General features: G+C 49.1%; 3 protein-coding genes. All 3 read right to left on the bottom strand.

All coding sequences use genetic code 11. The features are described 5' to 3' along the window. Window positions 1-2 precede the first annotated feature (2 nt). The 3 genes from ACH59B_RS05935 to ACH59B_RS05925 are packed head-to-tail and all read right to left on the bottom strand — an operon-like array spanning window position 3 to window position 19,740. Entirely contained in the window at window positions 3-11,318 is an 11,316-nt protein-coding gene (locus ACH59B_RS05935) for an amino acid adenylation domain-containing protein (protein ID WP_404303501.1), read from the bottom strand. A 33-nt stretch (window positions 11,319-11,351) separates the two neighbouring features. After that, complete coding sequence (gene fabD, locus ACH59B_RS05930; protein ID WP_031463058.1) at window positions 11,352-12,599, bottom strand: ACP S-malonyltransferase; 1,248 nt, start codon at window positions 12,597-12,599, stop codon at window positions 11,352-11,354. A 13-nt stretch (window positions 12,600-12,612) separates the two neighbouring features. Continuing rightward, window positions 12,613-19,740 (bottom strand): non-ribosomal peptide synthetase, encoded by a 7,128-nt coding sequence (locus tag ACH59B_RS05925; RefSeq protein WP_025364244.1) that lies wholly within the window; start codon window positions 19,738-19,740, stop codon window positions 12,613-12,615. Window positions 19,741-19,744: the final 4 nt, after the last annotated feature.

Raw genomic sequence — 19,744 nt, 5'->3', positions numbered from 1 at the left:
TGCTAAATCTCCCTCCGTCGGCGTTCTTTTTTCTCTACTTTTACCGATGACAGTGCATGCTGCTGTACAGGGACGACTTCCTTTATTAGCTTTCCAGCGCCCCGAAGTATGTTGCTAATCTCCGTTTCCTCTGTTTTAAAAAATTCAATATTTAATGGAACAGATTCATGAATCTGCTGGATAATTTCACCGTTGATCACATCAAATGTTGTCCTAAAAGCTTCATGACGCTGAATAAGCGCTTGGAAGGCTTCTTGAAGTTTGGCGATGTCCAGCTCTCCTTCCAGCATAATAGCGCCTGGTAGGTTGTAACTCAGATCCTCTGGATTCAGCTCGTGCATCATAAAAAGACGCATTTGAGCAGATGAGGCTGGATAATAGGCACTCGGAGCGGCGGCAGGAATCAAGGAACAGACCGTCTCTTCAACCTCGTGATGGTATTCAATTCTTCTGGAGCTTATGAGATCCGAAAGTTGTCGAATGGTCGGAGCTGCAAAAAGATCTTTTAAAGTCATCTCAATGGCCAACGTTTGACGCACACGCAAAATAAACTGGTGAGCCAGCAACGAGTCTCCACCGAACTCAAAGAAATGATCATCTATACCTACTGCACCTGTTTTGAAAATGTCCGCCCACAACAGGACCAGCTTCCGTTCCATTTCGTTACGTGGCGGTGTAAGCTCTTTGCCGGAAGGCAGCTCTATCCCCAAGGCATCTAACGCCTTACGGTCCAGCTTTCCGCTTGAACCAAGGGGCATGTTCTCGACCCTCATAAAACGTAAAGGGATCATATATTCCGGCAATCGTTCCAGCAAAAATGCCCTTAAATCTCGAACGGTACAGTCGCTTTGCACAACCAGATAAGCGCACAAATACTTGTTGCTCTGCTCATCTATCCAATCCAGCACGGCTGCCTGTTGAATCGCCGGATTTTGCAAAAGAGCTGTTTCAATCTCGCCCGTCTCAATTCGGTAGCCCCCGATTTTCACCATTTGATCCGACCGTCCCAAGTAAACAATCTCGCCGCTAGGCAGCATACGGGCAAGATCGCCTGTACGATAGATTCGCTCACCCGGTACAAAAGGATTGGGAATAAAACGCTCTGCCGTAAGTTCATCCAGATGTACATACCCGCGTGCCAGATGGCGCCCTCCCAGACAAAGCTCTCCTACCTGTCCCAAACCTACCAATGCCAGTTCCTGGTTTAGGATATAGGCCCGAGTATTGCCCACGGGTCGTCCGATGGAAATCGGACCTTCCGGGGATACAGATGTACACGTATAGGCTGTTGCAAACACACTGGCTTCCGTAGGTCCATACAGATTTAGTAATTTTGCCTCCGGGAACTTTAAATTAAAGTTTCGCACTTGCTCCTGGCCTAACGGTTCGCCCCCTGACATGACCCAACGCAAAGTGGCTGCCTGAAGCGTATCCTCGACTGAAAGCTCTGACAAAAACATCTGCAGCACAGTAGGAATGAAGAAAGCCACCGTAACCTGATGCAGGTGAATGGTATCCAGCATTTGACGGGTATCCGTTTCTGCACCAGCCTCCAGTAATACCAATCGCCCTCCGCCCATAAACCAGCTGAACAGTTCGACGATGGAACCATCAAACGTATAGGATGCTTTTTGCAGCACTGTGTCCTGCTCACTTAATTCAAGCTGTTGTGCTAGCCATACCACTCGTGAACTAAAGGCGTGGTGTTCCACCATTACCCCTTTGGGCTGCCCGGTTGAGCCGGAGGTAAAGATGACATAGGCCAGATGATCAGGCTGAATGGCAAGCTCTGGATTACCGCGTTCTTGCTGATCCTGACACAATAAATCAACGTCGATGACCCGCTGAATTTCTTCATCCATCCAGTTGTCATGGCAGCGCTGATGGGTCAGAATCCACTCGGCACCAGCGTCTGCCAGGATATAGCGAATCCGTTCCTTCGGATCGGCTGGATGGATGGGAAGATATGCCGCCCCTGCTTTTAACACGCCTAACAAAGCAACAATCATTTCCGGTGAGCGCTCCATAACTATAGCTACTACTTGCTCTGGCTGGGTGCCGGAGTCCAGTAAAGTATGTGCGACCAGATTCGCCCGCCGATTCATTTCCTGGTAGCTGATCTGCTGTTGACCGGAAATGAGAGCGATCTGTTCAGGGTTACGACTTGCTTGATCCTCAAAGTATTGATGCAATAGCTTTATAGATCCCATATCCATCTCTGTCTGGTTGAAATCGTGGACGAGCGTCTTCCATTCTGCCTCACTCACTGAATCCGAAAGTGCAACCGCAAGCTCATTCGTCCAGCCCTCTTCCTTATGGACACTTGCGGGCTCAAGCTCTTTCTCTTGGTAATGCTCATTCGGGTTAACAGCCACCTCTTCTATTCGAAGTTCTCCAATCTTTTGCTGTGGATTGATAAGGATCGAACGTAAAATTTGAAGATATTCCCGGCTCAAGCGTTCAACCGTCTCCTCAGTAAAGAGATCTACATCGTATTGAAGGATACATTCGATATGCTGGTCGGTCATGGCTGCGGTAAATGTTAAATCAAATTGTGCTCCTGTATATTCCACCTCATCACATGGGGTCAATTTCAGGCCAGGTAATTCCACGATGGTACGGGAAGACTCGTTCAATATTGCAAACATGGTATCGAACAGCGGATTACGGCTTGTTCGACCAGCCAAATTCAGCTTCTCAACCAGTTGCTCAAATGGATAGTCCTGATGCTCAAAAGCCTGAAGAGAATGTTCCTTGACCTGCATTAAAAATTCCTGCACCGTCATGTCCTTATTCGGCGTGTTGCGAAGGGCTAACGTATTGACGAACATACCCACCAGGGGACTCAGACTCGCATGGGTTCTGCCGGATACCGGAATACCGACGATAATATCTTCCTGCCCGCTGGCTTTGGCCAGCAATAGGTTGTAGACCGCCAATAAAACCATAAATACTGTGGCATTTTGTTGCAGGGCAAAGCGTTTTAATCTCCACGTCCATTCCTGATCCAGCTCAAAATGAACGGCTCGTCCCTCACCTCTTCTCTCATCGGGGCGTGAATAATCCGTAGGCAATTGCAGTTCTGTAATTTCCCCTTGAAAAAGCTCCAGCCAAAACTGCTCCTGCTGCCGGAATTCCGCACTGTTCATAAATTCACGTTGCCACACAGCGTAGTCTTTATACTGGATCATCAATTCCGGCAAGTTCATACCACCGTATAAACGAGCAAATTCCTCGACGATAATTTCTTGGGAAAGACCGTCCGTAATAATATGATGCATATCAATGAACAGCAAATGATGGTTTGCGGGCTGATGAATAACCTGAATGCGGAACAACGGCTTTTGTCGGAGATTAAAGGGCTTAATTAATCCGTTTTGTTCCACTACTATTCCATGTTCACGACCCGATTGAATTTCCTCGATCCATTTCGCTAACCCTTGAACCGTGCCTGCCCGGAAGAAATCACGCAGCGACAGACTTACATTCCATTCTTGATTAATAAGATAGACCAGCTTGGTTGCCAGTAAGGATTGTCCACCCAGCAGGAAAAAATCATCCTGTGTACCAATCTGCTCCCGGTGCAGGATTTCCGACCAAAGCTCAACCAGACGCTCTTCTAAAAGTGTAGCTGGCTGTACATAGGTCGTACCGACCTTGATGCTTTCATTTACCTGCGGTAAAGCATGACGATCGATTTTTCCATGGTGTGTTAACGGGATTTCATCGACTCGAACAAAGTAAGACGGAATCATATAATCAGGCAAGGTTGCCGACAGATGGGCCTTCAGTTCTGCCACCGATAACTCCTGATCCGTCACGATGTAGGCGCATAGCTCTTGCATACCTGGTAGAACTTCCTGCACCAGCACAACCCCATCCTGTATATGCGGGTGCTGGAGCAACGATTTTTCAATCTCGCCCGCTTCGATACGGTAGCCCCGTACTTTAACCTGCTGATCTTTTCTTCCTAAAAATTGAATTTGCCCATCTTCGAGGTATCTGCCCAGATCACCCGTTTTGTACATACGCTCGCCTGGTATCCATGGGTTTGCTACAAACTGCTGTTCCGTCAGTTCGGGGCGGTTCATGTAGCCGCGTGTAACCCCTCGACCTGAAATACAGATTTCACCGGGTACCCCGATAGGCATAACATCCGTACCCCTGCGATTCATGATGTATACCGCAGCATTGGCAACAGGTCGTCCGATAGGCAGCGGATGAACATCTGGAGTATCCGGCACACGATAATAGGTCGCACAGACGGTCGCTTCTGTCGGTCCGTACGTATTGTAGACCTTTGCGGAGCGCAACAACTGGGTAACATATTCACTTTTCAGCACATCCCCACCGCTAATATAAACACGAATATGCGGGAAAGGGGGCAGTTGATTCAGCTCATTCAAAATAAATGGCGAGGCACTGACCACGGTCACTTGCTGCTGGCGAATGAACTGATTGAGCAATTGGATGTCCTTCAGTTCATCCTGAGAAACCATAGCCAGCGTTCCCCCTGCTGCCAATGTAGGGTATATTTCCTCCACGGATGCATCAAAGGTAATGGCTGCCTGCTGGAGCACCACATCTTCAGCCGTTAAATGGAACTCATGCTGAAAAGCCGTGATATAATTCGTTACATTTCTGTGCTCTACCATCACACCTTTGGGCTTACCGGATGATCCCGACGTGTACAAAATATACGCCAGATGGTGAGAGGCCAGAAGCTCCTTGCCCGCCAAAGCTATATTATCCGCATCTCCGCTGTACAAGGCCGGATCACTTACATCAACGACAGCCCCTGTAAAACGAAGTGAGGTTATGCTGACACTTTCCACAGAAGTTAGGAGCACAGTTGCGCCACTGTCCTCCATCATGTAGGCCACCCGCTCCGTCGGATGTTCCGGGTCCATAGGGACATAGGCTGCTCCTGCTTTAAGTACAGCAAGCATGCTGGTCAGCATATCCAGCGAACGGGGGACCAAAATACCAACAGCTTGGTCTGGTGCCAACTGATAGGCAAGCAAGTGCCGCGCTAGCTGATTCGCTCTAGTATTCAATTGTCTGTATGTCAGTGAATGCTGCCCATAAACGGCAGCAATCCGATCAGGGTGCTGTTCAGCCTGTTCTTCAAACCACTGGTGAACCAGCTTTTCCTGCGGATAATCCACCTGGGTTTGATTCCACTCGTACAGGGATCGCTGCTTTTCTTCCGCATGATTCATGGAAATGAGGCCAATCGGGCGTGTAGCATCCGCAACGACTTCTTGTAAAAGATTTTCGTAATAAGTGGCAAGTCGACGTATGGTCTCTTCCTTGAACAATTGGGTCGCATATTCAAAGTGAAAACGCAGCCTGCCTTCATTTTCAAGCCATATGACCGTTAGATCAACTTGTACAGCCTCCATTTTAGCTTCCAACGGAGTAAAGCAAAGCCCGTCGATGCTCATCGGTTCCCCCTTAAAGTTCTGGGAAATAAACTGAACATCAAATAGCGGATTTCGGCTCCGGTCTCGCGGCACGTCAAGCTGATTCAGCAGCATTTCAAAGGGATAATCCTCATGCTTATATGCTTCAAGCGCATGTTTCTTAACCTCCTGCAAATAGGTCGAGAACGGCTTATCTTCGGATGGTACAGTCCGCAGGGCCAGTGTATTGATGAACAGCCCAATCATGTGCTGAGTCTCTTCGGATTGACGGCCTGCGCTTGGCGTGCCAATGATGATATCTTCCTGATTCGCATATTTTGCCAATAATGTACTATAAACAGCGTACAGAAGCATAAAAAGCGTAACCCCGTGCTGTACCGCTGTTTCTTTTGCCAAAGCTGTTAGTTCCTCGCTTAGCTCAAATGTATAAACATCCCCGGCATTGCTCATTTGCGCGGCCCGCGGCTCATCTGTAGGCAAATCAAGTACAGGCAGCGTTCCCTTAAATACGTCCAGCCAGTATTCCTCCTGCTTTTTCATCTCGGCACTGTCCAGACGCTGATTTTGCCAAAGTATAAAATCGGTATATTGCATAGGCAGTTGCGATAGATCATATCCCGAATAGCCCTGTATCATTTCACTTAATAAAATACCAATTGAGGCTCCATCGGCTGCAATATGGTCAACATCACACAAAAAGAGGTGAACATTCTCCTCCAGCTGGACCAGCTTTGCCTTTAAAAGCGGCGCGCAATTCAGATCAAAGGGACGGATAAATTCGTCCACATACGCCTCCAACTCGCGCCCATCCCCTTCACTATATTCCAGCGAAAAATCTACCTCTGGATACACGATCTGTACCAGTTCGTTATCCCGCAGTTCATAAGCGGTGCGCAGAGAACTGTGACGCCGAATCACCGCATATATGGCTTCCTCCAACCGATGATGATCCAGATCACCCGTGATGGTCATCGCACTGCATAGGTTGTTCAAAGTACTGTGCCCTGCCATCTGACGCATCATATAAAATCGACGCTGTGTCGATGAAGCAGGATACACCTCGCGTTGTTGCGGCGGACGAATAATCAGATTTGAGCCGGCTGATCGGGGTGAAGGCAGCTCCGTTTCTGCCAGAAGGGGCTGCTTCGCTTCTCCATCCGTATACAGGGCTAATTCGTGGACCGTCATATAATTGAAAATATCGCTGATATCCACTTTTGTAGACAAGCTCTGATTCATCTGCCCCACCATTTTACTGGCAATCAGGGAGTCTCCTCCCAGCTCATAAAAGCTGTCATAGATGTTCAGTTCATCAAGCCCCAGCACATCCGCCCATATGCTCGCGATCACCTTTTCCGATGAGCTGTATTCTCCTGTCCCTCGACCATGCAGCTGTACAGGACGACGCACAGCATCGGATGACATGACCGCATGATTATGTAGAAGCCGACGATGACGTTCCAAAATAGCGCGCATTTCATGAGATAAGCCGAAAGGAATGGCAGTAGAATCGAGTGCGGCCACCTGAGCATAGTGCAAGCCACCCACAATGACACGCGAAACGGGATGAAGCAATAATTGTTCAAGAGCGGCCAGTCCTTCTTGTGTGGACAGAGCATGGAATAAGCTCTCCTGGAAATCAACCTTGTGCTCAAAAGCCATCCCGGTTTCCTGCCAAGGAGCCCAGTTTATGGAAAGTGTGCGATGGCCGGATTGATTCCGCCACTCGGCAAAGGCATCCAGATAAGCATTGGCCGCCGTATAGTCGCTTTGTCCTGGTCCACCCGTCAGCGAAGTGACGGATGAAAAAAGAATAAAAAAGTCCAGTGTATCCGAAGCTGTAATTCGGTCAAGCACATGTGTGCCTGTTATCTTGGGAGCCAATACCTCGTTGAAGCGGTCCTGACTCTTGAGCGCCATATAACCGTCTCCTGCCACACCCGCAGCATGGATGATGCCGTGAATAGCCCCATACTTGTGGCGAAATTCATTCATGGCTTGCTTCATAGCCGCCTCGTCAGCTACATCGACAGCATAATATTCTACCTGAGCTCCCTGCCGCTCCAATTCCAGCAAGGCGGTAATCGTATTCAGCATTCTTGTATTCATATTTGGCTTTGAACTCTGCCTAAAGTTTGGACTGATGTTCGAATCTGCGTATGCAATGGTTTCCCATTGCTCTTTGGGTGGCAATGGTGTGCGACCCAGTAATCCCAGCGTGACCTTCCCTTTCGTAGCAAGCCATTGGCCGACTGCCAACCCCAGCCCGCCAGTACCACCAGTAATAACATAGACTCCCTGCGGTCTGATCGTAATCGGGTCAGCCTTACTTTCCGTCAAATCCACGGGCTCAATTTGCTCTACATAACGTTCTCCGTTACGCCAAGCGGTCAGAAATGTATCATCATTTCCGTGCCATAAGGAGTGAGTGATGTCGGAAATCCGGGTGTTCGTATCTATATCAAGACAACGGCAAGTCAAATCGGGATATTCCTGACCGATGACCCGGGCCAGTCCAAACAAGCCCGCATGTTCCGGCTTTAATTCATTTTCCAATCCGTTCACTTGATAAGCCTGCTCAGCGATCACTGTCAGTTCCTGAACAGCAGGCTTGGTCTGTGTGATTGCCTTGGCCAGATGAAATAGCTGAACCATAGACTGCCCGCTCCAGAGATATATCAGTTTCTTAGCGTTCCGGCATCGCACCTCTGTCAACAGGTGTATATGATCTTCCTCGGTACCATTAGAAAAGTAAGCATGGTCTGACAGTTTAGCGAAGCTGACTCCCCGCTTTACTTCGACCACATCATACCCTTCTTGGGCCAACTGTCCACGCAGCGTTACACCGATCGGACGGTTATCTGTGAATAATAAAATCGTTTCCAGCGGTGCGGAGAATACCGAATTATTTGTGGTTCGGGTTGCTGTGTCTGCTTCATGCCCGGCATATGCCTGTTCTTTCTTTTTCCACACAAGCTGATGATATTTATGATGTTCTGTGTACCGATTTCGTTTGAAATCCGCCTCGTGCACTCGTTTGACAGCATAGTCTTCAATTTCCACCAGTACCTGACCTTCAGCATCCAGAATGAGCACATCTACCGTTAAAATTTCTCCACTTTCTCTAACCTTGCTTTTTTTACGCAGATAGCTGTAAAAATGCTGTGGGAGTGAGTCGTAAATACGCAGCTTTTGATATGAAAATGGCAAGAACAGACCATTTCCCAAGCTCTGGCTTGCTACCCCGACTGCCACATCCAACAAAGCCGGATGGAGCACGTATTGGTTCAAGTCCATATGATAGGCTGCGGGCAGCTCCAGTCTAGCCAGCACTTGGTCTGTTCCAATTGCAATCGTCCGCAATGTCTCCCATCGCGGTCCGAATGAAAAGGCGGCGGCTGCTTCAGCATGATTTTCGCCCACTACTACTTCCTGGTCGTTACATTCAGTTCGAATATCGCCCAGACTCATAACAGGGTGGCTAGCCTGTACAAACATCGCCTGCCCCTGTGCATGCCTTACCCATTGCTGTTCCCACGGCTGAGCTGAGAGTCCCGTTCGGCTTATCACCTTAAACGAAAACGTCTCACCTTCCCGTTGCAAAATGGTGTGTACTTCTCTTTCTTCCTCTACTTCCAAAATGAGCGGAGAAATAAACTGAACGTCATACAGTTCCAGCACCTTGCCTGGACGCTTGTATTTTTCCAGCCCTGATCTAACCATTTCCAGATAAGTGGTTCCCGGTACAATACAGCTTTCCATTATCTTGTGCTCGCTTAGTACCCAATGACTCCCCACAGAGAAGCGTGTCAGATAAATATCCTGTCCCTCGGTTTCTGCCAAACAACGATCCAAAAGCGGGTGCATTTTTTCCAACTCTGTGAATTTACGAACTTGGGAAGCTTGCGAGGCTATAGCTTTTTCCTCTACTTCCACCCAGCATCGCTTAGGTTCAAAAGGATAGGTGGGAATGCTTCGTCTGTGGCAAGCTTTGCCTTCATATAACCTCTCCCATTCCACATCTGCCCCCTCAACATACATACGGCACAGAGAATTCAGGGTGTGAAATTCGATTGGAGACTGGGTCAGTTTCTCTTGGGCTGAAGCTGTCAGATTTCTGGCTTCCTCCAGCGTAAGCTCACCCGCTTCTTTTTCCTTTTGGGCAGATACCACCTTATGACGTCCAAAATATACGCCCGGTATAAGCTCTCCTTGTTGTGCTTGTCCGCTGAAGCCGAAGGCAGAGGTCTGAATCTGGGCCAGTTTTGCCCCCAGATCAGCCCAGTCTTGGCACAAAATCGCCAAACGATAGCTATGGTGCCCCCGTCCCGTATTGGCGGTGTAACAAAGATCGCGTAACGGATAGGCTTGGGGTTCTGTGACATATTGCTGATATTGCTTCACATAGGCTGCAAGCACTGTTTCATTTTTGGCGGACAACGTAAAAAGCTGAATCGTCTCTGCGGTTCCCTGTCCCAACTGACCACCGTCCTGCATATCAGCCCAAGCCGGGGCTTCCTCCAGAACGACATGACAGTTCGTACCACTCAGACCGAACGAGCTTACTCCGCAGCGTCGCGGAAAATTCTCCTTAGGCCAAGATTGCAGCTTATCGTTCACATATACAGGTGAATCAATAAAGCTGATGTCCGGGTTCGGACAGGTGAAATGTAGGCTCGCCGGGATTTCTGCATGCTTCAAAGCAAGCACTGCCTTTAAAAAGCCCGTGATTCCCGCACTGTTATCCAAGTGACCCACATTAGTTTTGACTGAGCCTATAGCACAAAATTGCTTCCGGTCGGTATACTGCCGAAAGGCTCTCCGTATACCATCAATCTCTACTGGATCACCCAGCTTGGTGCCTGTTCCGTGAGCTTCGATATATGTAATGGTATCCGGGTCAATCCCAGCATCCTTCCAGGCCCGTACAATGACATCCTCTCCGGCCAGCGAATTGGGCGCCGTAATCCCGGCGGAAGTCCCGTCATTGTTCACAGCACTTCCTTTAATGACAGCATAAATATGATCGTGATCCTGAATGGCCCGCTTCAAGGGCTTGAGCAGAACAGCAGCTACACCTTCTCCCCCGCCTGTGCCATCCGAAATGCTATCGAATGTTCTCGTCCGGTCATCCGAGGAGCCTACCCCCAGCCCCCCGCCTTTTCCCTCTTTTACAGGCACGAGTGTAACTTTTACTCCCCCAGCAATCGCCGTATCGCAATCCCCGTGCCGCAAATCCCGACAGGCTAGGTGAATAGCTACCAGAGAAGAAGAACATGCTGTATCCACCAACAGACTGGGTCCTTTTAAGTCCAATAGATAGGCAATTCGACTGGCAATCATAGAATGGATATTGCCTGGAATCGCTGAGGAAGCTAAGGAAGGCGCCATTTCTGCTACAAAACGCTTGTACTCCTCGCCAAAATCACTACTGTAGCCCACATAGACTCCCGTCCGGCTACCAGAGAGCTTGTTGCCCCCGTATCCCGCATCTTCGATCGCAGTCCAAGCAGACTCCAAAAATAACCGCTGGTTCGGGTCCATTAACCGTGCTTCTGCTGGAGAAAGTTGAAAAAAGGGATAATCAAACTTGTCGATCTCCTCCAAAAACCCACCTTCATTTAGTGCCGTTTGTTCATTCAACAGTCCGACTTGGAAGAGACTCTCCAGCTCCTTTTTGCGACTGGCAGGAAAAGGACGTATAGCGTCCTGCCCCGCCCGTAGAAGCTCCCAAAACTGAGCTACATTTTCACTTTCGGCAATTTTGCAGCTCATTCCGATGACTGCAATATCCGAATCTCGCAGCTCATTGACCGCGATCGGACCTGCATCCAGAAAATCTTGTTCACTAAATTGAAGAGCCGCCAGATTGAATCCTGTTTTGGTCATCATCGTACCCCCTTCCGTTCCTCATGTTCGCTGCAATTAGCTGACCTGAAACGCGGGAAATAATTCGCGTGTATGCGTATTGCTGAAAATTTGCTCAAACCGCTCAGCCCGTTGTTCCGCAGGCGTTAATTTAGTTTCAAAAATGGACTTTAGCTTGTCCAGAGCTTGCTGCATTTGTTCAATCGTCGGCTCGGTCCCGGTCGCGATCAATTGTTCGCGCATGTTTTGCAATTCTTTATATGGAACAACTACACCCTGCTCATATTCATCATTGTTCCAGTTCCGATTTTGGGTTGAAACAGCAATCGCGATGCAGGAGGTCACCAGCCCCAACCCATCCGGCTTGCACTCCATATCAGCATTCCGTAGTAATTCCAGACCGGAGGGATGCTCAAAGGCAAAGGATTGAGCTGTGGAAGTGATACCTGTCATTAAATTTCTCAGCACAGTTTTGGGACCGATTTCTATAAAATGATTCACGCCCTGATTCAACATGTATTGAACGCTTTTATACCATTGCACAGGCTGGGCCATCTGCGACGTTAGGTTAGATATGATATAACGACGATCCGTATAGGGTGTCGCTGTAACATTAGAGAGAACAGGCCATTGAAAACGGCCATAATCATATCTCTCCAGCTCATCCCGAAACTTGCCCGCAGCGCTCCGCATTAAATTCGTATGGAATGGAAAGCCCACCTTAAGACGAACCGTTTTGATTCCTCTACGGTTTAATTCCTCTTTGGCCTTTTCCAGCGCGGGAGTATGGCCTGAAATTACAAGCTGCTCGGAGGAATTATAATTTGCAATGCCGACCGACACACCACCTGAAGAGGCTTGCTGGCACACCTCCTCCACCTCACGCTCATGACTCCCGACTACCGCCAGCATCGCTCCTGCACCGGGAGCGACGGCTTCCTGCATCAGAATACCTCGCTGACGTACTATTTTCACCGCATCCGAAAAAGCAAGCGCCCCTGTACTGACCAATGCCGAAAATTCTCCCAGACTGTGACCCGCTACCAGGGATGGCGCAAGCTTCAATTCCTGCATCAGTACACGATAAGCAGCAATGCTCACAGTCAAAATGGCGGGCTGCGCATTAGCGGTCTGAGTCAACTCATCCATGGAACCTGTGAAACATAGGGACTTCAGATCAAAGCCTAATGCATCTTCGGCCTCTTCAAAGGTCTCTCTCGCTACTGAATATTCATCGTATAAGCTTTGACCCATGCCTACATATTGGGAGCCTTGTCCCGGGAATAAAAAACCTAATTTTTTCATCGTTCCATCCTCCTTATAGTAGGTCAGCAATCTTGTGCAGGACGTGGACATAGGCTTTCATCAATTGTTCTGCCCAAGTCTTGTTTAGTTTTCCAGCTTGATATTCGCACAGGAACCGTACCTGCTCTGCACGCACATCCATATAAATCACCCAGTCCAATTGTCGGGTCACTTCATGTCCCGCTGGCGTGTGATTCAAAAACACACAAGGGTGAAAAGCAGATGGATCGGCGTTTCCTCCCCCATTCGGCAACATGACGGGGATTGGGTAAAGATCTGTCTCTTTCGCTTTTTGGCGATGACTCGCAACCTCTTTGCACAGGACGCTAAAATCATCATTTTCCATCAATCGTACACGCAGTGGATACAAGCTCTCCCCGGTAGGCTGTACAGCCGTGTAAACAGAAGGTTCACGTTGCATTGATGGTTTATTGGGATATAGGTGTCCTTCCCCGATAAGCACTATAAGCTCAGGCTGACCTGTCATTTGTGACAATACATACGTATAAACGGCCAGTAGCAAGTCTGATAGGGCAAAATCCTGACGCCAAACGGCTTTCTGCAACACGGTCAGCAGGTCAGTAGGTAAGGTAAAAGTGAACGTAGCCTGACCATCTGCCCCTCCAGCTGCTCGCATCGCTTCATTCCACGGAATAGAAGGTAACGGTTCGACCAAATAACGACGCCAGTAGCGCTCCTGACGCTCATAGCGTTCTTGTTCTGCATCTGTCCATACTTGTTCTTTTTGCTGTTGTTCCAGAAAATCGGAAAGTCTCGCAATCGTCGGATAGGCGAAGCAGTCCGCCACATTGATTTTCCCTGGATAGATTTGCTGGAGACGAACATTCATTTGAATGAGCAAAACCGAATTGCCCCCCAGCTCAAAGAAATTATCGTGGATGCCAAGTTCGCTTCTGTGCAATACTTCTTCCCAAATCCGGCTGACCTGCAATTCCACCTCTGTAGCAGGTGACGCATATTCCACTTCGAGAAGAGGGCGGTTATGATCCGGCTTAGGCAGCATTCGACGGTTTATTTTTCCATTCGGCGTTAAAGGCATCTCCGACAACATAATAAAATGCGACGGAATCATATATTCCGGCAGTCGGGCAAGCAAATGATTACGCAGCTCACTCACCGATAAAGTCTGTTCGCCTATCCAATAGGCACAAAGAGGGCTGCTCCCCTGTTCATCCGATTTGTCCTGAATGACTGCAGCTTCCCGAACGCTGGGATGAGCCAGCAGCGCTTGTTCAATTTCCCCTAGCTCTACCCGGTAGCCGCGGACTTTGACCTGATCATCCATCCGGCCCAATACTTCAAGCTCGCCCTGATGCATCCATCGCGCCAGATCTCCAGTCTTAAACATTCGCTCACCGAATCGGAACGGATTAGCTTTGAACTTCTCCGCTGTCAGTTCAGGGCGCTTGTCATAACCGGCTGACAGCCCTTTGCCTCCAATCCAGAGATCACCCGCTACAAGATCAGGTACAGGCTGAAGCTGACCATCCAGGATATATACTTGTGTGTTCGTTATCGGCGTACCCACGGTCACTCGCTCCTGCTGGGTAAGCTCCTGCACAGTTGACCAGACTGTAGTTTCAGTTGGGCCGTACATGTTAAATATGCGTGCAGTCGTCATATCCTGTGCCTGACGTAGCAGCGACTGTGGTAAAGCCTCGCCTCCCACCATCATGATCTGCAATGTGTGCAGACCCTCTTGGGCTGCCGGGTGCATAAGCAAAAGCTGGAGCCGCGAAGGTGTCATTTGCAGCAAATGCGGGCCTGTTCGGCGAATAGCTTCCAGGAGCAGTTCAGCATTAGCCTGCTCTTCTCCCGTAGATAACACCACCCGTAGCCCCTTCGCCAAAGGCAGCAACGTTTCCAATACAAAAATATCAAACGCGGCTGTCGTTACCGAAAAGAAGGTCTGTCCTTCAGCAAACGGAATACGCTCGGTAATCCCATAGATCAGGTTAACGATAGCTTCCTGACGGATCATCACGCCTTTCGGGTTTCCAGTCGAGCCTGAGGTGAAAATCATATACGCCAAGTCATTGGGTCCCGGTTGTGTAATCTCCAGCCTTTTTCCATCCTGTCGATATATATTCTCATCATTCAATGAGATGACTTCGCCTCTAAAATCAAGTCCTTTCAGTAACGTGTCCCGACTTATAAGCCATTGCGCTCCGCTCTCTTCCAGCATGTAGGCAATGCGGGCCGCAGGATAATCGGGGTCGATCGGCAAATAGGCGGCTCCTGCCTTTAAGATCCCGAGCATCCCTATCAGCAAATCTACTGATCGTTCTAGCAGCAAGGCAACCACCGTATTCACGCCCGCTCCTTTGCTACGCAAGGTTCTCGCCATCTGATTGGACAGCATATCGAGCTCACCATAGGTTATACGGCGGTCCCCACATTCTACCGCTATGGCATCCGGTATCCGTGCAGCCTGCTCTTCAAACAGATGATGCATCAGCTTGTCAGCCGGAAGCGCAAACTCAGTCGCATTGCGAGCGACAAGAATATGCGATTGCTCCGCAGAAGTCAGCAGGCTGGCAGCATATAGAGGACGGTCTGGCTGTGAAGCCAGTTGAGCCGCCAATTCAATGAAATGCTGCGCCATCTGGCGAACAGTCTGCTCGCTGAACAGTTCCGAGCTGTATTCAAAGGTACAATGCAGACCAGCCTGTCCATCATCGCCTTCATTCTGGGCGATCGGCTCCACGACGGTCAGCATCAAATCAAATGAAGCAAAAGAGCTTTCCAGTGGATAAGGCTTTACTTGTAGCCCTGGTACCTCCCTGCTGACATCCATAAAGTTTTGCAGCCGAAACATGGTGTCAAACAGCGGATTGCGGCTTAAATCCCGTTGAAGATGCAAGCGATTGACAAGCATATCAAAGGGGTAGTCCTGATGTTCAAACGCGTTCAATGCATTGTCTCTAACCTCGTTCAAAAACTGCCGGAAGGTCTTTTCCTGTACGGGAGCATTTCGTAACGCAAGTGTATTCACAAACATACCGAGCATCCGTTCCAGCTGAACATGTGATCTTCCGGCTACTGGCGTACCGACCACGATGTCCTCCTGCCCACTGTAGCGGGACAAGAATACATTGTATGCTGCAAGCAAAACCATAAATAACGTGGCGCCACTCTCCATGGCCAGCTCTCGCAAGCTTGTTGCACTTGCTGAAGGAAGGCTAAATTCTAACGAGCCTCCAGCAAAGCTCCGCTGTTTTGGTCTTGGATAATCTCCTGGCAGATTCAGAAGCGGGACTTCCTGTCCAGTGTGCTGCTCATCGAACAATCCCACCCAGTATGCTTCCTGTTCTTTCAGATGTTCCCCGCTGAGCTGTGTATGCTGCCATGCAGTAAAATCTTTATACTGAATGCGCGGTATCTCCAGATGGCTTCCTTCCATTAGGGAGATAAACTCATCAATAAGCACTGTCGCAGATATACCATCAAAAATAATATGATGTACATCCAGCAGCAGCACGTGGCTCTGCCCCGCTAGTCGAACGAGCATTACTCGTAAAAGCGGGGGCTGTTGCAAATCAAACGGACGCAAAAACGATTGCTGAATTCGCGGCATATCAGCCGCCGCCCCTTCGGTATATTCCATTTTCCAAGCCACGTCTGAGTGAATCCGTTGTACTACCTCACCCTCCAGTAAGGTAAACCCCGTCCGAAATAACTCATGGCGGAGTAATAATGTATGAAAAATACGCTCAAGCTGCTCTCGCTGGATCACTCCCTCCAATTGCCAGGCAGTGAACACGTGATTACTCAAGCTTTCTCCTTCCAGCTGATGCAGTACATATAATCGTCTTTGAGCGGCAGAAACGGGGTAATATTCCTGCTCAGGCAACGGTTCGATAGAAGCCGCATGAACAGAGGTCTTCTGACGAAGTAAATCTGCCAGCTCACGAATCGTTTGATGGTCAAAAAGTTCTTTGAACGTCACATTCACTTGCAAGCGCTCCTGAATCCGGTAAATCATTTTTGCCATCTTGAGCGAATGTCCACCCAACGCAAAAAAGGGGTCCTGTACACCCACTTGCGCTATATCCAAAATTTCTCCCCAAATGGCGGACAATTCTTGCTCCATATCGTCTCTTGGGGGTACATATTCTGTTCCAGCGAGACTTCTTCCCTCAGGCTCCGGCATATGCTTACGGTCGATTTTACCGTGAGGGGTCAAAGGCATAGCTTCGAGCGGGACTAACAAACCGGGAACCATATAGTCTGGAAGCCGTTCCTTTAGATATTCGCGCACCTCTTCTGCCGTTATTTCGGACGACTGCAATGTGTAGTATCCAATCAATCCGGTTCCGGTTTCCTCAATATGCGCAATCACTGCTGCCTCACGAATACATGGAAGACTGACCAGCGCCTGCTCAACCTCTTTCATTTCGACGCGAAATCCACGTACCTGAACCTGGTCGTCCTTACGCCCAAAATACTGGAATTGTCCGTCCGGCGTCTGACAGCCCAAGTCTCCTGTCCGATAGAGCCGTTCTCCAGTCAACGGATGCGTAGTAAAGGCCTTGGCTGTCAAATCCGGCTTGCCCCAATATCCGCTCGCGAGTCCTGTCCCGCCGATACAAATTTCGCCTTGAACATGGTACCCAGCAAGCTGTCCGTCCTGATCCAGCACATACACACGAGTATTCGCAATCGGAAATCCCAGCGGAATACGTAATGTACCTTCATCTGGCTTGCGCTGAATGATATGCTGGGTCGCATAGATAGCCGATTCCGTCATGCCGTACAGATTGGCGATTTTAGCTGTGCAAAAAAGGGAATACCATTCCTGCACGACGTTCACCGGAAGTGCTTCGCCCCCGTTAAAAATCCACTTTAAATTGGGCAATGGATGAGCTTCTCCCGCACTGCGTACAGCACTTAAGAAAACACTCATAAGCGCGGGAACAAATTGAGTGACTGTTACCTTTTCCCGCTTCATAAATGGATATAGCTGTGCAGGGTCCTTGACGATATCAGTGGGTACAATGGTTAATTTGGCTCCCACCATCAGCGGCCAGAACCATTCCCACACCGAGTCTGTGAAGCTGGTAGACGTCTTCTGTGCGATGACATCGTCTGCCCCCAGAGCAAAGGTATCCTGCAGCCAAAATAATGTATTCAGCACAGCCTTATGGGTCATCATCACCCCTTTGGGCTGTCCCGTCGAGCCGGATGTGTACATGATATAAGCGAGATCATCCTCGCCTGGAATGTTTTCCAAACCTAGATCATGAACGGGGATGTCTTGCACCTTAACAGGAATAAATGAAGCTTCATGTCCTCGCACCTCACGCAGCCTAACGATCCACTCCGATTCTCCCCATACCGTTTCATCCAGACAAATGACGGTTTCAATGCTGGCAGGCAAATGGTTTAACATCCGCCCGAAATAGCGTGTATCCGTAACAAGCACGCGGCACGAGCTGTCGTTGAACATATACTCTATTCGTGATTGCGGATAATCGGGATCAATGGGCACATAGGCCCCGCCTGCCTTCATAATCCCCAAAATAGCGGTGAGCAATGGTACATCCCGATCTCCCATTATGGCAACCAGCGAGTTGGGGCGAACTCCATAACGGCTAAACAATTGGCCCAATTGGTTGGAACGAAGGTTCACTTCCTCATAGGTCACCGCTTTGCTACCGTCCACGACACCAACTGCATGAGGGGCACGAGCAACCTGCTCCTGGATACAGGATGTAATCGTGACTCCAGCCGGATACGTCTTCTGTGTATCATTAATGCGGTTCATTTCGGTCCGTTCCTCTACCCCGATATAGTCCATTTTCCAAACGGGCTGCTCCGGCTCCTGAATGGCACCTGCAATAATATTACGGAAGTATGCTCCAATCCTGCGCATCGTTGAAGGTGTAAATAGATCCGTTCCATAGCTGAGTGAGATGACCATTTCGTCGTTCACCGACTCGACAATCACAGTCCAGTCAAATTCATTCGCTTCCGCACCATTCCCTAGCTTGATTCGCTCCATCGGGATTCCCCCGAAGTTCTCTTCACTTTTAGACCCAGCTGCAAAATTAATCAGAACGTCAAACAGCGGAGCACGATTCAAGCGACGCGGACGGTTCAATACCTGCAATAGCTGATCAAAAGGATAGTCCTGATGGGCATATGCTCCTGCGCATTCATCTTTGACTTGCTGTAACAATTGGGAAAAAGAAATGTCACGTGAAAGTCGATTCCGAAGCACAAGCGTGTTTACAAAAAAACCGATCAGATTGCGCACCTGCTTTTGATTCCGCCCCGCCACAGGAGTACCGATAATAATGTCCTCCTGCTGAGTTAGTCGAGCCAATAACACATTCAGACTGGCCACGATCGACATAAACATGGTGGTTCCGTACCTACGATTCAACTGCTCCAAGCCCGCGCATAATTCCGCATCCAGAGTGACCTTTTCTACTGCTGCCGGAGCATTCCGGACGGTTGGACGCGGGAAATCCAGTGGTAATTGAAGACTTGGTAATTCGCCATTCAATCGGGATTTCCAGTATTGCTCCTGTGAGTTTAATTTTCCGGTAAGCACCTGCTGATTTTGCCAGTGTGCATAATCAATATACTGAATTGGCAAATCTGGCAAACGGAGGCTTGTTCCTTGCTCCAACGCCTGATAAATATGGAATAGTTCCTGGAAAAACAAATCCATAGACCAACCGTCTTCAATCATGTGATGCATACAAATATGAAAAATATAGTCATCTTCCGCCAGTTTATAGATCTGTGCCCGCCATAACGGACTTTGCTCCAGATCAAAAGGCTGATCCATCATGGTCTGTATTTCTTTTTGCACCTCTGCCCACGCTGTTTCTTCCCCTCTGTCCGACACATCCGAGACAGGCACGTTTAAGGTCATTTGCTCCAGCACCACTTGCTTCGGCACACCCTCGACCACTGTAATCACTGTACGAAGGATAAAATGCCTTTCAACGATGATATGGAGGGCCTGCTGTAAATACGCGGTATTCACGGCTTGTCTGATCCGAACGGCTACCGATTGGTTAAAGGCGCTGCTCTGAGCGTCCAGTTGGGACTGAACCCAGAACCGCTTCTGCCCATGAGACAGATCATAGGTCTGCTTCTCTCCCATGTCT

Source organism: Paenibacillus sp. DP01, from assembly GCF_044784315.1.
Classification (GTDB): domain Bacteria; phylum Bacillota; class Bacilli; order Paenibacillales; family Paenibacillaceae; genus Paenibacillus; species Paenibacillus polymyxa.
The sequence above is the reverse complement of the archived record's forward strand: the minus strand, read 5'-3'. Positions and strand labels throughout refer to the sequence as shown.